The sequence below is a fragment of the Mesorhizobium sp. genome (assembly GCF_965229135.1).
GTDB lineage: Bacteria > Pseudomonadota > Alphaproteobacteria > Rhizobiales > Rhizobiaceae > Mesorhizobium.
Genome location: NZ_OZ245860.1, coordinates 5,610,374 through 5,625,999 on the forward strand (window position 1 = coordinate 5,610,374; position 15,626 = coordinate 5,625,999).

The window sequence follows — 15,626 nt, forward strand, 5'->3', positions numbered from 1 at the left end:
CACGCTTCGCGTTGAATAAAGCCGTGGATAAATGCCGCAAACGACACATGGTAAAACCGCCAAATGCTGGGAACTTACAGCTTGAAGAGTGCGCTCGTCATCTAGTCGAGCTTTGATCAAGGCGCCCACTGACACCGATTTTGATCGGTGCGTCATTGATCTCCGCGTTCGTGATCTGCAAGGCAGCGTGATCATCAGTCGCTGCGCCTGTGAACGCTACCATACACCAATTCCGGCGCCACCCCCTCCACCCAAAATCCCCCACACCCCAATTGACTCCGCCCCCAATTCCGCCCTATCAAGTTGTACACCTAACCCTACAATACCAATACTCGGGAACACAGCTTGATGACTCTCCAACGTGCCTCCGGCGCGGTGCGCGTCGATGTCGGGGCGCTCAGCCAGCGCAGCTACAGGATCGTGCGGCTGAAGCATGTCGGGCGCTGGATCGGCGCTGTCGTCGTGGTCGCGGCACTTGCGCTGCTGGTGCAGGCTTTCGCGCATGGGCAGATCCACTGGGCGACGGTGGGCGAGTTCCTGACGGCTGGCGTCATCGTGCGCGGCTTCGGCAACACGCTGCTGATCTCGTTCTTCGCCATGATCATCGGCGTGTCGCTGGGCACGCTGTTTGCCATCATGCGGCTGTCGGCCAATCCGGTCACCCGCTTCGTCGCCTGGCTCTATGTCTGGGTGTTCCGGGGCACGCCGGTGATGCTGCAGCTTTTGATCTGGTTCAACATCGCGCTGGTGTTTCCGCGGCTGGTCATTCCCGGCCTCTACGAGGCGCGCATGGTCGATGTCGTCACGCCCTTCGTCGCCGCACTGCTCGGGCTCGGCATCAATGAGGGCGCCTACATGACCGAGGTGGTGCGCGGCGGCATCTCGTCGGTCGACCACGGCCAGACGGAAGCCGCCAAGACGATTGGCATGTCGCGCTTCCAGACGCTGCGGCGCATCATCCTGCCGCAGGCCATGCGGCTGATCATCCCGGTGATGGGCAATTCGGCCATCGGCATGCTGAAATTCTCCTCGCTCGCCGCCGCCATCTCGATGGGCGAGATGCTGAACGCGGCGCAGCAGATCTATTTCATCAACGGCGCGGTCATCGAGCTGCTGTTCGTCTGCGGCATCTGGTACCTCGCCGGCACCACCGTGCTCAGCATCATCCAGTATTATATCGAGCAGCATTTTGGGCGCGGCGTGGCCGGCGCTCCCGCCAAATTCTCCTTCCGCATGCCGTTCAGGAGCAACACGCCGCTGTCGGGCGGGGTCGAGGAGTCCAAGGCATGACCACCATCGTCAAGGCCATCAACATCCACAAGAAGTACGGCGCGCACCAGGTGCTGCGCGGCGTCGACTTCGAGGTCGCCGATGGCGAGGTGCTGTGCATCCTGGGGCCTTCCGGCGGCGGCAAGAGCACGCTTTTGCGCTGCATCAACCATCTGGAAGACCTCGATGACGGCGTCGTCTGGGTCGATGGCGAGATCATCGGTTACGAGCTGAAGGGGAATACGCTGCACGAACTGCCGCCGCGCCGGCTGCGCCTGCAGCAGCGCGAGATCGGCATGGTGTTCCAGCACTTCAACCTGTTTCCGCACATGACGGCGCTGGAAAACGTCATCGAAGGCCCGGTCACCGTGCGCAAGGAGCCGAAGCGCCAAGCCGAGGCGCGGGGGCGGGAATTGCTGGCCTCCGTCGGGCTCGCCGACCACTGCGGCGCCTATCCGGCGCAGCTTTCGGGCGGCCAGAAGCAGCGCGTGGCGATCGCGCGCTCTCTGGCCATGAAGCCGAAGATCATGTTGTTCGACGAGCCGACCTCGGCGCTCGACCCCGAACTGGTGGGCGAGGTGCTGGACGTGATGCGCGCGCTCGCCGCCACCGGCACGACGATGATCGTCGTCACCCACGAGATCGCCTTTGCCCGCGATGTCGCCGACCGCGTCGCCATCATGGTCGACGGCGAGATCCGCGAAATGGGCCCGCCGGCCGAGGTGCTGGCCAACCCCAAGGACCCCCGGGTGCGCAGCTTCCTCAGCCGCGTGCTCGCCTGAACGCCCCCGCCAACTTCCGCAACATCTTCACAACAAGGAGCCTGACATGACGACTTCCACCGCCGCGACGCTCTCGCGGATCCTCGCCGGCGCCATGGTTTCGCTGGGCGTACTGGCCTCGGCCGCCCACGCCGGCACCGACGACAAATTGCGCGCCATGCTGCCGGCCAAGGTGCGCGACAGCGGCGCGCTGAACATCGCCATCAGCCTTGCCTATCCGCCGATGGAATATTCCGATGCCGGCTCCACCGATCTCAAGGGCGCCGACATCGACATGGCCAAGGAAGTGGCCGACCGTCTCGGGCTGAAGGTGAATTTCCAGAATGTCGAGTTCCCGCAGCTGATCACCTCGGTGACCACCGGCCGCGCCGACATGATCTGGACGGCGTTTTCCGATCTCACCGCGCGCCAGACGCAGCTCGATTTCATCGACTATTTCCAGACCGGCAACCAGCTCTATTCGATGGTGAAGAACCAGGACACCATCAAGTCGGTGAAGGACCTGTGCGGCAAGTCCGTCGCGGTCGCCACCGGCACCAGCTGGGTGGGCCTGGTCGAGCGCGTCGGCAAGGATACCTGCACGGAAGCCCAGCCGCTCACCGTGCTGCAGCTGCCGACCGAGGCCGAGCACATCCTGCAGATGAAGCAGGACCGCGCCCAGGCCTCGATCATGGGTTTCGAGGGCATCCTCGAACTGCAGAAGCAGAAGCCGGGCGAGTTCTACACGATCGGCGACCTGCTCGAGCCCGGCCATTACGGCATTGCTTTCGCCAAGGATTCTGGTGATTTGCGTGGGGCGGTCAAGGCAACGCTGGAGGCCATGAAGGCTGACGGCAGCTATGTCGCGATCCTCGACCGCTATGGCTTGAAAAACGCCGCCGTGCCGGAATTCACCGTCAACGCCGGCAGGTAAGGGGCGCCTGATGGCTGACACGATCGTTCTTGATCCGCACGCACCGGTTCCGCTGTACACGCAGCTCTACCGCATCCTGCGCCTGCGGATCCTCGAGGGGCAGTACGCGGAAGGGGATGCCATCCCCTCCGAGAACGTGCTGCGCGACGAGCATGGCATCACCCGCAGCACGGTCCGCAAGGCTATCGCGCTTTTGGTGAACGAGGGTCTGGTGCGCCAGTTTCGCGGCAAGGGAACGATCGTCAGCTACGCGCCCATCAACAATAGCGTCTGGAATTTCGGCGGCTTCACCGATTATTCGCGGGCACGCGGACAGCGCCCGGTCACCGCGCTGCTGGAGCAGGCGGTGGAGGACGGGGCGAACGGGCGGGTGTTGAAGCTGGTACGCGCGCGCGGCATCGCGGTGGAGGACGTGACGCTGTTCCTCAACCTCGACACGTCGTGGCTGTCGCTGAAGCGCTATCCCGGTCTCGACGGCTTCGATTTCGAGAAGCAGTCGCTCTACCAGGTGCTGCGCGACCATTACGGCGTCTCGCCGGCGCGCTCGGAACTGACGCTTTCCGTGGTGGCGCCCTCCGCGCTCATCGCAAAAGTATTCGGCGATGGGCTCGACGTGCCCGGCTTCCTGTGCGCCACCGGCGACGTGTTTTCCAGCAGCGACGAACTGGTTGAAAGAACCTCCGTCATCTACTCGCCGACGCTGGAAATGCGCGTCGGCACCTCGTGGAGCGCCGGCGGCGGCCAGTCACCCGCCGCCTGACACTTCCGGGCGCGCCGCTGCGGAACTGAGTCAGGCGGCGCGCTCAAGTCCTTGTTTTCGTTAGCATCATCGCGTCCGGCCGGTCGGCGATCCTGGGGGGAGGACAGGCGGCGCGACAGACTTTCACATCCCATCTTGCATTCACATCCCATCTTGATTGGAAATTGCCTTGGACTCCCGCTTCGAACAGACCTTCGTCACGCCAAAACCCATTCTCGGCATGCTGCACCTGACCGGCGCAACGCCGGCCGAGCGGCTGGACATCGCGCGGCGCGAAACCGAAATCCTGCTGGCCAACGGCGTCGACGGCGTCATCGTCGAGAACTATTTTGGCGACAAGGACGATGTCCGCCGCGTGCTGGAATGGCTGGAGACGCGCAAGCCCGGCGCGCTGGTCGGGCTCAACGTGCTGCGCGACCATCATCTGGCGTTCGAGCTTGCCCGCCAGTTCCGCGTCGACTTCATCCAGATGGATTCGGTCGCCGGCCATCTGCGCCCGGACGAGGACGCGGATTTCGCCGCCGAGCTCAAGGCGCTTCGGGAAGGTGTCAAATCGCTGCTGCTGGGCGGCGTGCGGTTCAAGTACCAGCCGGTCAATTCCGGCCGCACAGAGGCGGAAGACCTGCAACTGGGCATGCAACGCTGCGATGCCTTCGTCGTGACCAGCGACGCCACCGGCCAGGAGACAGACCTCGACAAAGTCCGGCGTTTTCGCGCGCTGACCGGCGGCGGCTTCCCACTTTTGATCGGTGCGGGGCTGACATCAGCCAATGCCGCCGAACAGCTGGCGCTCGCCGACGGCGCCATTGTCGGCAGCTTCTTCAAGGATACGTATGTCGACACCGGCATCGTCGACGAGGCGCATGTCAGGGAGTTGATGGGCGTCGTCGCCGATATCCGCCACCAGCCGATGGCGGCGAGAGCAGGAGCCGCGGAATGACGATCAGCATCAACGCCGTTCCGGTTCGCGACGCGGATTTCTCCGCCTATGGCACGGTCCATTCCATGGCGACACCCGGCACGCCGGAGGGAGAGGCGCGGCTGGTGCGCTCCTCCGGCCTCGGCTGGACGGATGTCTACACGGCCGCGCCGCTGCTCGGCAGCAATGGCAGCCTCGGCTTCACGCTGGGCGAGGGCGGGCCGTTCGACACGGTGAAGATGGAGCGCCATCCCGACACGCAGGAGGCGCTGTTCTGCGCGGCCAGGCCGATCGTGCTGGCGGTGGGGGCGCCCACGGACGCGGCGCGGCCGAAGGCCGGGGACATCCGCGCCTTCATCATCGAGCCGGGCACGGTCGTGGTCATGCACAAGGGCACCTGGCACGATGCCTGCCGGGGGATCGACGCGCCGACGCATTACTACTGGATGGCGACCTGCGGCTTCGGTTCGGTCTGGGTCGATGTCGAGGGCGGGCCGGTGCATGTGACCGCCGAGGGCTATTCGCATGGTTGAGGCGCGCGCCGCCTTCTTTATCGGCGATGTCGCTCTCGACGACTATTTCACCGCCGAGCGCTGGCCCGGCATCGCCGACAAGGCCACCGTTAGGGAGGTGAAGAGCTATGTCGGCGGCATGATCGCCAATGCGGCGAGCGTCCATGCCGGGCTTGGCGGCCGAACGGAATTCATCTCGCTGCTCAACGACAGCCCGCTGTCGGCGCGGCTGTGCGCGGCGCTGGAACACCTCGGCGTCTCGACGCGCCACATGCTGCGCGATCCCTCGCTGGCGGATTCGCGCAACCTGATCTTCCTCACCGGCGGCGAGCATGTGGTTCTCATCATCGAGATGGGCAACCAGCCGATGCACCTGCCCCCCGAGGCTCTGGCCGCGCTGCGCACGCCGGGATACCTCTATATGAGCCTTGGCCGCACCAGGCGGCTGCGGGCGGGCGGATTGCAAGGCAAGGTGCTGTTTCAGGATTTCCGCCGCCATGGCCGCAAGCTGATCCTCGATCTCGATGTCGACGGTTTTGCCGACGGCGACCTCAATTACCTGCATGGCGCGGACGTGCTGATCATGAACCAGATCGGCTTTGGCCACGCCTTCGGCGACATCGATCTCGCCGGCGTCAATGCCTGGATGCGCCGGCACAAGGTCGGCACGGTCATCCGCACGCTGGCCGCCGTCGGCGCCGAAGCTTTCGATGGGGAAGGCCGCATCGCGGTCCGGGGCTACAAGGTTCCCGTCGTCGACGTGACCGGCGCCGGCGACACGTTCGGCGGCGCGCTGACCTACGCGCTGGGTGAAGGCCTGGAATTGTCCGAGGCGCTGGAACTGGCCATCGCGGCGGCTGCCCGCGCGGTCACCATCGAGGGCCCGCAGGGCGGCGTCGCCACGCTGGAAACGGTCGAAAAGTTCAGGGCGGAGTTTGCCGGGAAGAGGAGCTAGAGCATGATCCCGAAAAGTGGAGGCCGGTTTTCGGGTTCATGCCCTAGGCTGAGCGCGCGCCTTCGACCTGTTTCCTCAATTTCCGAATGTGCGGATCCATGAACGTGAACTTGTAATACATGAAAGCCAGTGCCACGCTCCAGTATTTCCACCTCAACCGTACAAGACCCATCGCCATTTTTCGTGCGGAGATGAGTTTCTGATCGACAGACGCCGCGGGTATGTTTGACCCGGACAAAATCCGGTACGAATTGTATATGCTCGAAAACGGGGCGTTCCTTATCACCCATGGTTTTCCATCGCCGGAAAAATGGAGTATCTTCGGGGTCTTGCGTTCATAGGAAACATATCTGCCCGAACAGAAATTCCACTCTCTTCCAAGAAGAAGCACGCGGCCGCGTGCCACGGAGTTCAAAACGGTCTGATCCGGAAAGGTGATCTTCTTCGATCTCCGCGCTTCCTTGAACATCTTGTCGGCGATATTTTCCCTACGCCAGGCGTCCAGATTCATGACAAGGACGCCGGAATTTATATATTCGTCCGCGGTCAATTCGATAGAGTCGAGTTCTCCCTGATGGACAAATCCATCCAGAACGCCTGCGACAAGATTATCCCCCATATTCATGGACCAGAGGTCGTCCAGGCTGGAAACCACAACGGCATCCGCGTCAAGATATATCGCCTTGCTCTCGTTCGGGAGCAAATCGGGAATAAGAAATCTGGCGTATGCCGCGCCTGTCCATTGCTCGTTCGTCGGAAGTCCGCGTGCGAACCCGTCGTTTACATGGATGATCTTACAGGAAATTTGATGTTTCCTGCAAAAAGTCAGCAGTGAGCTTATATTTTCCGGTTCAATGTCGACGCTTATTATGAAGAATTTGACCGCACGATTGTGAAGCCATGCGGAGTAGACAAGTGTAAATAGGCCCGGAACAAAATTGTTGTCGCTTGCACTGACGATGATCAAGACTACCCCATGGATCGCTTGCGGAATCACTGGCCACTTTGAGACCCAAAATAGAGTCTGGCGTCAACGGCTCAGTTCGCCCAAAATCGATCGGCGCTGAAAGCTCGATGCCGCCCTGACCAGCCCCGGTGGATCAGCCAATAGAGCTTCTTGCCCGCCCATGGCCGCCAACCCTGGGCTTGCTCCGTGCCCCATCAAGCCAGCGCCACTGCCTCACGACATGCGGGCCGGCGGACTCTATCTGCCTCCCATGCCGTCGGGAATCTCCTCGCGGCGGGAGGAAGCCATGATATCGTCGTCGGCCGCCAAGCCTGTTTCCGGGGCGAAAGCCCTGCCCATCACCGCGCTGCTTGGCGCCATGGTGTCGATCCAGATCGGTGCGGCCTTCGCCAAGGGCCTGTTTCCGCTTATCGGCGCGCAAGGCACGACGACGTTGCGGCTCGTGGTCGGCGCGCTGATGCTGGCGGCGGTGCTGCGGCCGTGGCGGGTCAGGCCATCTCGCGCCGTCTGGCCCTGGCTTGCCGCGTACGGCGTCACGCTGGCGGCGATGAACCTGCTGTTCTACGCCGCACTCGCCACAATCCCGCTGGGCATCGCGGTGGCGCTCGAATTCTCCGGGCCGCTGCTGGTGGCGACGCTAGCCTCCCGGCGCGCCAGCGACTTTGCCTGGATCGTGCTGGCCGTCGCCGGCATCCTGCTGTTGTCGCCGCTCCTCCATGCAAGCGGGGCGATCGACCCGACCGGGGTGATGCTGGCGCTGGCGGCGGGCGGTTGCTGGGCACTCTACATCGTCTTCGCGCAGAAGGCGGGCGCTGAACTCGGCGGCCAGACGACGGCGTGGGGCATCGCCATCGCCGCCGTGCTGGTGCTGCCGTTCGGCGTGGCGCAGGCGGGATCCGCGCTGTTCGCGCCATCGATCCTGGTCAGCGCCGTCATCGTCGGGCTGTTCTCCAGCGCCTTGCCGTTTTCGCTGGAGATGGCGGCACTCACGAGGATGCCGGCGCGGCTCTACGGAACGCTGACCTGCCTGGAGCCGGCACTGGGCGCGCTGATGGGTTTCCTGTTCCTGCATGAAGTGCTGTCCGGGCTGCAATGCGCGGGCATCGCCGCCGTGATCGCCGCCGCCTTCGGCGCTGCCGTGACGACGAAGCCGCCGGTGCCGTCGCCGGAGTAGGCCTGGTCGGAACGTCACGGTCCGATTGCCGCTGGAGCCATGGCTCTGGCCGCCGCCAGCAAACTGGCCGGCATAGGCGGGGCCGAGCTTCGCCTACGCCCGGCCATGCCGTCCTGAAGGGCTTCTCATCGGGCCTGCCCAAGAGCTCGGTTGAGCCCGATACGGAGGCCGCATCGGCGTTTCCGACGCCATGATCCATATCGCCCTGGGTGGTCTTCCGTTCCGACATTTCAGCCGTTGGCGGTCTCAAGCGGAGACCAAAACACGGCCATTGGTCGTGTCCCCGCGGCTGCGTTCATAGAGAGCTGGAGGGTGACGGTGGCCGATCCGCTCGCAAAGAGGTGAACGGCCAAGCCCTCAAATCAACCATATTCCGACAGATCGCCTGGGCCATCGCTTGCAGGAAGACCGGAGAATCCCATGTCCACTTTCACCGAGACCGCCTCGGATGTGCCAATGTCGCGGTACCGACCGTCCCAGCGCGTCCTGCACTGGCTGATGGCCATCGTCGTCATCTCGGCGCTCGTCATCGGCCTCTATTGCAGTTATCTCGTGCAGGGCACGCCGCTCCGCCGCGCTTTGCTCGACCTGCACAAGTCGCTCGGCATGACCGCGCTTTTCCTGATCGCCATCCGAGTGCCTCTCCGGCTGTCCTTCGGTGAACCTGCCAATCGGCCGCCGCTTGGGACCTTCGTTCACTATGCCGCGCGCTGCACGCATATCCTGCTCTACGCCCTGATGATCGTGATGCCGCTCGCTGGTTACACCACCTCGGCGGCCGGTGGCCACGACCTGCCATGGTTCGGGCTCTTCCAGTGGCCCGACCTCCTGCCGCTGAACAAGCCGCTGGAGAAAGCCGCCGCCGAAATCCATGAGTATGGCGCCTATTGCCTGTACGCGATCCTCAGCCTGCATGTCCTGGCGGCGCTCTGGCACCATCTTTTCCTCAAGGACGGAGTGATGCGGCGGATGCTTTGACCGCTCCACCGTGCCTCAGGCGCTTGGTCTCAACGAGCCGCTTCATTCCAGCCAATCAAGAACCGGTCTGGGTAAGGTGCCTGTAGGCCGAAAGCGGCCGAGCCACCCACGCTTCGATCTGCTGGGTGACGAAAGCCGCCTGATGATAATGGATGAAGTGGCCGGCGCCTGGCAGGGCTACGACGGCAGTGACATTGTCCACCTCGCGGAATGTGCCGTCGAAGGCACTGGCGGGAACATAAGGATCTTCGGTGCCGAACATCACCAGGGTCGGGGCCCTGACCAGCGGCAGCGGGCCGATGTCGGGCACCCTGCCGAGAGGGATGTTGGCCCTGTAATAGCCTAGCATTGCCTCAGGATCGGACCGCCTGAGCGAGTCTTCCAGAGCCTGCTTGTCGGGGCCGTCGGCGATCCAGGCGGTCAGTTCCTCAAGGCGCAGGGCCGCTGCGGTCCCGGGTTCCTGCAAACGGCGAACATAGGCAGTCGTTCCCGCGTTAGCCGGATCGGCCAGCGCGCGTAGATAGTTGCGCGGGTGCGGCGCGGCCAAGAGCACGAGGTGGCGCACGACTTGCGGCACGCGCATGGCCAGCCACCAGGCGATCATGCCGCCCCAGTCATGGCCGACGACCGAGGCCTGGGTAAGCCCTTCAGCTGCCAGAACGGCAAGCACATCCTCCACCAGATTCGGCAGCGCGTAGCTGGCAAAGCCCGGCGGCGCATCGCTCCGGCCGAAGCCGCGCAAATCCGGCGCCAACACGCGATACCGGGACGACAGCGTCTCCAGTTGGCGTCGCCAGCCCATGCCGTGATCGGGAAAGCCGTGCAGGAAAACGATCGGCGGGCCCGAGCCCGCCGTCGTGTAGTGCAGTTTCACGCCGCCGTTGGTCGCGATCCTGGACTCGAACACCGCTCCAATCACCGCGTGCGGGTCGCCGTGGTCACATCTTCACTTCCAGGCGAAGGAATGGGCCATCAAACGTCTGGTTGCGGTGGTCGGAATTCTCAAGAAGGTTATGCCACTGCTCGATCTTGTACCCGGCGGTAAACGTAGCCCCCTTGAGCGGGGTCCAGCTCAAGCCGGCCGAGGCATCGACGTTGGCAACCGTCTCATTCGAAGACTCGCTGAAGAATGTCGCCGATTGGCGTCCTCCTTCATTATTGGTGAGGGTCGCCCCTAGACGGTCGGTGCGGCGGCCCCACATGACCGAGCCGGAAACCCCACCTGTCAAACCCCAGGTTTCGCCCAGAGGATAATAGGCCTCGGCACCGACGCGCGGGCCGACGCCCCAATATTCCGAAGTGCCGATCTTGTCATATGTGCCGCCCTTGTCGGCGGGATCGGTAGGGGTCGCTGAAAAGGAATAATCGAATCCCTTCTGGTCGGCATGGAGGAGGCGCAAGCCGCCGAAGAAACGGATATCGGCCGTTTGAACCTTAACATGCTTGCCGATATCGAAGTCTACTGTCTGGAAGGAAAAGCCGTCGCTGAGAGAAGCAGCAAGAGTGCCGCCCGGCACCGTCTCGCTCGCGCCAACCGACCAGTCTTTTCCAACGTGGAAGGCACCGGCCAGACGCCAATCCAGATCATTGGAAATCTGCTTGGTCAGCGCTATCGATCCGGAGAACTGGTTCTTGCTGTCGCCCATGCCGAGCTTGTCCGAATTGCCGAGCTTATCGGCGCTGTGGACGTTGTTCGGGAAGAATGCACCTTCGAATGCGATCTTGACCCGCGAGTCAATTACCGACTGGTCCGTGACCTTCGCATCCTCCGCGCGCGCTGCAACCACGCCGACGGAAGTCACTGAAGCCGCGGATGCCGCCACGGTCGCCAATAGTTTACCAGATGCCCTAGCCCGCATTACTTAACCCCTTAGAATCTTGCCCCAAATCCAGCATTTCAGACATAACCTAACGGCATATTGCAACAAGCCCGCTCAGCAACTTTACGGCGTGGTGTTACGCCTTTGCCACAGTGGCGCGGTAGCGCCGTCGAACAGATATGATAAGCGTCGCGACAGGGCTGGCCGGCTGCGGCTGACAGGGGGCATGGTGGACAATCCGACGCAAATCGAGAGCGTTCTCAACAACCTTGTCTATGCGCTTTTTGGCCAAAGCGGTCTGCAGCATGCCGCGCCTAGGGAGATCGGCAATCTTACGGTTTTCGACCATCCCGAAACCGTTGACCAGATCGTCAAGTCGCCGGCTGTATTCCGCAAGAATTTCTCGCTGATTTCGGCCCTCGGCCTTAGCCGCTTCAACACCAACGATGAGGATTGGGCGGCGCGGCGCGCGATCACGCAAGACCGCTATTTGGCTGCCGCGAAACCGTCCAGCGAGCGAGCGATTTCGACCGTCTACAACAAGCAGTTGGACGATTGCGATGCTTCGATGCCTGGTATCCAGCAGGCTCTCTTTGCCGCGTCCTTGACTATTTTCTACGGCGCGCTCGGCTTGGTTCCGGACATCGCCCCGACTGCGGCGCTCCTTGATCGGGTGCGGGACGTGCTGAGGCGTTTGCAGTATTATTCTTGGGTTCCGCCGACGACCTTGGAACGCAACAGTGCCATCCATGATGCTCGTGCGGTAATCGCTGATTTCGGCTCGCAACTGATGGCCCATCCCCGCTCGGCGGCGGAGATGCACCGCTTCTCCGACAAGGCCCGCGGCATCGAAGGCTTTTCGCCTATCGAGGAGTTCGTGATGAACCTTTTCGCTGGCGTCGAGACAACGGTGGCGACCGTATCCTGGGTCATGGACCGGCTAGGGGCCAACCAGCAGGTGCAAGAGCGCATCCAGTCGGAGATCGACTCCAACAACAACCAGACCCCCTATGCCGATTGCATGATAAACGAGACCATGCGCTACCTGCCGCCGATACCGTTCCTTGTGCGTGAAGTCGGTGCCGACACGTTGCTCGACGGAAAAAGTCTGAGAGAGGGGCAGTTGATCCTGCTGTCGATCGTCGGTGTGCACCAGCATCCGGCCTTTTGGAGCGACCCTCGAACCTTCGACGCCAGCCGCGGGGAGTTCATGGAGGACAGTTTCGACCGGCGGGCTTTCATTCCGTTCCTTACCGGACCGCGTATGTGCGGCGGTGCCCGTCTGGGGCGACTTGAAGTGAAGGAAGCGGTGCGGGCGCTCGTGCGCCGCTTTTCTTTTGCCCGTGCCGACAACGTGATCCGTTTCGACTACGGTCTGGCGCTGCGGCCAGCCGGCGGATCCTCGCTCGGTGTTTCAAGGCGTTGACCGTTATCGGCAAGACCATGTTCATGGACGGGGAAGTGCTTGCCTTTGAACATGTCGGGCGCCGCCGCTACATTCGCGGCCTTGATATCGTGACGCTTCTGGAAGCACGTATTCCGGATTTCGACCGACTCGACCTGAAGTTTCTGCGGCCGTTGGCAGAGCGCGCGGTCATCCGGAGCACGCGGTGCAGCGGCATTGCGGTGGCCGTGTCCATAACGCCGTCAATGGGCGACCCGGTCGAGTTGTTCATCATAAACCTCGAAGCCGTAACGCAACGTCCGTTGCCGGAGCCTCCGCTGGTGCCGCATCTTGCGCTGCCGCGACGTGGGAGGCGCCATGACTACATAGTATTTGGCCGCCGAACTCATGCCGACATCCTGGCCATGGTATTTCACCGCTTCCAGGCGGCGGTGAGCAGGCACTTCGTGCTGAGGTCGCTACGCCTCCAACGGGCGCCAGCCGCGATTGTGGAGCGGATAAGCCTGATGTCGTCAAGCAGAGAACAGATATTGCAAAGCTGCGCTATCACCCGGCGGGGCCGGCCTTGGTGCCAGATCGAAATGATCGGTTCCCAGGCCATGGATATGCCATCCTAGCGGATCCCCGCCGTATCGTGGCGGCGTGGGACTTGTCCTGTCCTCCGTCGCTCCTAGACGGCAGTCAGAAATCCCAGGATAAGCAGTGCCTGATCGAGTGTCATCAGCGACGGTGGGTGACCGGCATCGATATTGTCGACAACCCAAACGTCCGGGCGTTGCTGCCGCGCGCGGGCGAGCGCCTGACGATCGATGAAACGGCTTTCGCGGCCATACATCAGCAAGAACCGAGCGTCGATCTTGGCGGCGACGAGGAACAGGTCGTAGTCCCGTCCGGTCATTGTGCCAAAGCTTTCTGTGGTTGCTGGATCATAAGCGAGGCGAAAACCATCGGCGCCCGGGACGACCTTGTTGGCAACGTACCGGTCGAAGACAGCAGTGTCGACAGGGCCGAGGAAGTCTCGCGTGGCGCGGACGTAGGCTTCGGCTTCCTGGCGGGTGGGAAACTTTTCTTGGCTATCCCTGATGATCTCGCTTCGCATTGAATCGACGTTTGAACCACCAAGCATGGGCACGTCGTTCAGGACCACTTTGCTGGCCTTGGAGCGGGTCATATAGAGGAACAGCAGCAGGATCGTGCCGCCCCAGGAGGAGCCGATGAAGTGGTTCTCCTTGCCGGCAAATTCGCCGAGAGCGCGCAGGCATTTATAATAGATGTTGATATCATAGCCCGAGCCCAGATAGGCGCTACGGCCGCGCCCGAGCAAGTCGGGACAGACCACCAGGAAGCCGTTGCGGCAAAGGAAGGCGGCCAGATAATCGAAGTCGGAGCCGTTGCCGGTGAAGCCGTGCAGGCAGAAGACGGTGGCGCGCGGCGTACCGATCGGGCGCCAGATGCGCACGAACATCGAGGCGTATCGTTCGTCCAGGCGGATGAGGATTTCCTGCGTCAGCGCTTCGAAGGATTGCCCGCCGTCCATCAGATGTCACGCTTGCGGACGGCCCGCTTGACCGCGCCGCGGCTGTCGATGAAATCGCGCTTCCAGAACACCGACTTGTCCAGGTTGAGGAGTTTGGCTTCCTTGATCAGCGGCAGGATGTGGGATGACGATCGCGTGGCCAGCACCGTAACGGCCGTGGCGCCACCGCCGGGAAAGGGATTGAGGGGTCCACCGTTGATCGCCCAGGCCTCGGCGATCTCCCGGCTGGTTTCGATCCAGCCGACATAGGCGACGATCGCATCGTCGATCGAGCCGACCATGTGAGTCTGCTGCTCCAGCTGATAGCGCAAGGTCTTCGCCATAAGCCCGAACTCGTAACCGTCGAAAGGCGGATAGTGCGCCACGAAATTGCACACGAGTCCGAAGGATACCGGATTGCTGGGTACACGGGAGATCAGGAGCTGGCGCATGGGACTGTTTGATCGAGATTGAGACGGATTTCTTCTTAATCCGATCGCATGCCATTAAGCCATAGGCACAAGCGCGGCGATCGTCCTCATCCCCGCCCATTGTCGGAAGGCTTGCGGCATTGGCCGCGCGTGCTATCCATTCGCGCTATGAAGAAAATCGGCTTTCTGTCTTTCGGTCACTGGACGCCTTCGTCCCAGTCGCAAACGCGCTCGGCTTCCGACGCGTTGCTGCAGTCCATCGATCTGGCCGTCGCCGCGGAAGAACTGGGCGCCGACGGGGCGTATTTCCGGGTGCACCATTTCGCCCGCCAGCTCGCCTCGCCATTCCCGCTGCTGGCGGCTGTCGGCGCGAAGACCAGCCGCATCGAGATCGGCACCGCGGTCATAGACATGCGCTACGAGAATCCGATGTACATGGCCGAGGATGCCGGCGCCGCCGACCTGATCGCCGGCGGACGCCTGCAGATCGGCATCAGCCGCGGATCGCCCGAACAGGTGATCGATGGCTGGAAGTATTTCGGCTACGCTCCGCCGGAGGGGCAGGCCGACGCCGACATGGCGAGGCACCACGCCGAAGTGTTCCTGGACGTGCTGCGCGGCGAGGGATTCGCGCAACCCAATCCACGACCGATGTTTCCCAACCCGCCCGGTCCGCTGCGCCTCGAGCCGCATTCGCAGGGCCTGCGCGAGCGGATCTGGTGGGGCGCGGCCACCAACGCCACCGCCGAATGGGCGGCGAAGCTCGGCATGAACCTGCAGAGCTCGACGCTGAAATTCGACGAAAGCGGCAAGCCGTTCCACATCCAGCAGGCCGAACAGATCCGCATCTATCGCGAGGCGTGGAAGGCGGCAGGGCACGAACGCCAGCCGCGCGTCTCGGTCAGCCGCAGCATCTTCGCGCTGGTTGACGATCGCGACCGCGCCTATTTCGGGCGGGGCGGACAGAGCAGCGACCAGATCGGTTTCATCGAGGAGAACACAAGGGCGATCTTCGGTCGCAACTATGCCGCCGAGCCGGACGTGCTGATCAAGGAATTGGCCGGGGACGAAGCCATCGCGGAAGCCGATACGCTGCTTTTGACCGTCCCCAACCAACTCGGCGTCGACTACAACGCGCATATCATCGAGGCGATCCTGACCCATGTCGCTCCGGCGCTGGGCTGGCGCTGACAGACGAATAACTGTCCTGGTCGTCGATCCGCGA

General features: G+C 62.8%; 17 protein-coding genes. 12 read left to right on the plus strand and 5 right to left on the minus strand.

Annotated features, from left to right (window positions below):
* Window positions 1-348: 348 nt before the first annotated feature.
* The 7 genes from ACO07C_RS27015 (at window position 349) to ACO07C_RS27045 (ending at window position 6,110) form a co-directional block, all read left to right on the plus strand.
* Complete coding sequence (locus ACO07C_RS27015; protein WP_421917226.1) at window positions 349-1,290, plus strand: amino acid ABC transporter permease; 942 nt, start codon at window positions 349-351, stop codon at window positions 1,288-1,290.
* Window positions 1,287-2,051: an amino acid ABC transporter ATP-binding protein gene (locus ACO07C_RS27020; RefSeq protein WP_421917227.1), complete on the plus strand. Its 765-nt coding sequence runs from the start codon at window positions 1,287-1,289 to the stop codon at window positions 2,049-2,051. Before ACO07C_RS27015 ends, ACO07C_RS27020 begins: the two co-directional genes overlap by 4 nt.
* Before the next feature lie 46 nt (window positions 2,052-2,097).
* Window positions 2,098-2,964, plus strand: coding sequence for an ABC transporter substrate-binding protein (locus tag ACO07C_RS27025; protein WP_421917228.1), 867 nt, complete (start codon window positions 2,098-2,100; stop codon window positions 2,962-2,964).
* Between the two features lie 10 nt (window positions 2,965-2,974).
* Window positions 2,975-3,724 (plus strand): GntR family transcriptional regulator, encoded by a 750-nt coding sequence (locus ACO07C_RS27030; RefSeq protein ID WP_421917229.1) that lies wholly within the window; start codon window positions 2,975-2,977, stop codon window positions 3,722-3,724.
* A 169-nt stretch (window positions 3,725-3,893) separates the two neighbouring features.
* Complete coding sequence (locus tag ACO07C_RS27035) at window positions 3,894-4,664, plus strand: BtpA/SgcQ family protein (RefSeq protein WP_421917230.1); 771 nt, start codon at window positions 3,894-3,896, stop codon at window positions 4,662-4,664.
* On the plus strand, window positions 4,661-5,176 hold the full coding sequence (locus ACO07C_RS27040) for an ureidoglycolate lyase (RefSeq protein ID WP_421917231.1): 516 nt from the start codon (window positions 4,661-4,663) through the stop codon (window positions 5,174-5,176). The genes ACO07C_RS27035 and ACO07C_RS27040 overlap by 4 nt, the downstream gene beginning before the upstream one ends.
* Window positions 5,169-6,110, plus strand: a complete 942-nt coding sequence (locus tag ACO07C_RS27045) for a carbohydrate kinase family protein (RefSeq protein WP_421917232.1) — start codon at window positions 5,169-5,171, stop codon at window positions 6,108-6,110. The genes ACO07C_RS27040 and ACO07C_RS27045 overlap by 8 nt, the downstream gene beginning before the upstream one ends.
* A gap of 43 nt (window positions 6,111-6,153) precedes the next feature.
* On the opposite strand, the gene ACO07C_RS27050 is transcribed toward ACO07C_RS27045, so the two are convergent.
* The gene (locus tag ACO07C_RS27050; RefSeq protein ID WP_421917233.1) at window positions 6,154-7,077 is read right to left on the minus strand and encodes a glycosyltransferase family 8 protein; all 924 of its coding nucleotides are present in this window, start codon (window positions 7,075-7,077) and stop codon (window positions 6,154-6,156) included.
* A gap of 286 nt (window positions 7,078-7,363) precedes the next feature.
* On the opposite strand from ACO07C_RS27050, the gene ACO07C_RS27055 reads away from it, so the two are divergent.
* Complete coding sequence (locus ACO07C_RS27055) at window positions 7,364-8,251, plus strand: EamA family transporter (RefSeq protein WP_421917234.1); 888 nt, start codon at window positions 7,364-7,366, stop codon at window positions 8,249-8,251.
* Window positions 8,252-8,671: 420 nt separating this feature from the next.
* A complete protein-coding gene (locus tag ACO07C_RS27060; protein WP_421917235.1) occupies window positions 8,672-9,229 on the plus strand; it encodes a cytochrome b in 558 nt (185 codons plus the stop codon).
* Between the two features lie 55 nt (window positions 9,230-9,284).
* Here ACO07C_RS27060 and ACO07C_RS27065 read toward each other — a convergent pair whose 3' ends face one another.
* The gene (locus ACO07C_RS27065; protein ID WP_421917236.1) at window positions 9,285-10,136 is read right to left on the minus strand and encodes an alpha/beta fold hydrolase; all 852 of its coding nucleotides are present in this window, start codon (window positions 10,134-10,136) and stop codon (window positions 9,285-9,287) included.
* 31 nt (window positions 10,137-10,167) lie between these two features.
* The gene (locus ACO07C_RS27070; protein ID WP_421917615.1) at window positions 10,168-11,052 is read right to left on the minus strand and encodes an Lpg1974 family pore-forming outer membrane protein; all 885 of its coding nucleotides are present in this window, start codon (window positions 11,050-11,052) and stop codon (window positions 10,168-10,170) included.
* A 223-nt stretch (window positions 11,053-11,275) separates the two neighbouring features.
* Here ACO07C_RS27070 and ACO07C_RS27075 point away from each other — a divergent pair, with 223 nt between their 5' ends.
* Window positions 11,276-12,475, plus strand: a complete 1,200-nt coding sequence (locus tag ACO07C_RS27075; protein WP_421917237.1) for a cytochrome P450 — start codon at window positions 11,276-11,278, stop codon at window positions 12,473-12,475.
* The gene (locus ACO07C_RS27080; protein ID WP_421917238.1) at window positions 12,472-13,071 is read left to right on the plus strand and encodes a hypothetical protein; all 600 of its coding nucleotides are present in this window, start codon (window positions 12,472-12,474) and stop codon (window positions 13,069-13,071) included. The genes ACO07C_RS27075 and ACO07C_RS27080 overlap by 4 nt, the downstream gene beginning before the upstream one ends.
* Window positions 13,072-13,124: 53 nt before the next feature.
* On the opposite strand, the gene ACO07C_RS27085 is transcribed toward ACO07C_RS27080, so the two are convergent.
* Together ACO07C_RS27085 and ACO07C_RS27090 are read right to left on the minus strand one after the other, a co-directional pair.
* Window positions 13,125-13,919, minus strand: a complete 795-nt coding sequence (locus ACO07C_RS27085) for an alpha/beta hydrolase (protein ID WP_421917240.1) — start codon at window positions 13,917-13,919, stop codon at window positions 13,125-13,127.
* Between the two features lie 71 nt (window positions 13,920-13,990).
* On the minus strand, window positions 13,991-14,422 hold the full coding sequence (locus tag ACO07C_RS27090) for a hypothetical protein (protein WP_421917241.1): 432 nt from the start codon (window positions 14,420-14,422) through the stop codon (window positions 13,991-13,993).
* A 147-nt stretch (window positions 14,423-14,569) separates the two neighbouring features.
* Here ACO07C_RS27090 and ACO07C_RS27095 point away from each other — a divergent pair, with 147 nt between their 5' ends.
* Window positions 14,570-15,592 (plus strand): LLM class flavin-dependent oxidoreductase, encoded by a 1,023-nt coding sequence (locus ACO07C_RS27095; RefSeq protein ID WP_421917243.1) that lies wholly within the window; start codon window positions 14,570-14,572, stop codon window positions 15,590-15,592.
* The last annotated feature ends 34 nt before the right edge of the window (window positions 15,593-15,626 follow it).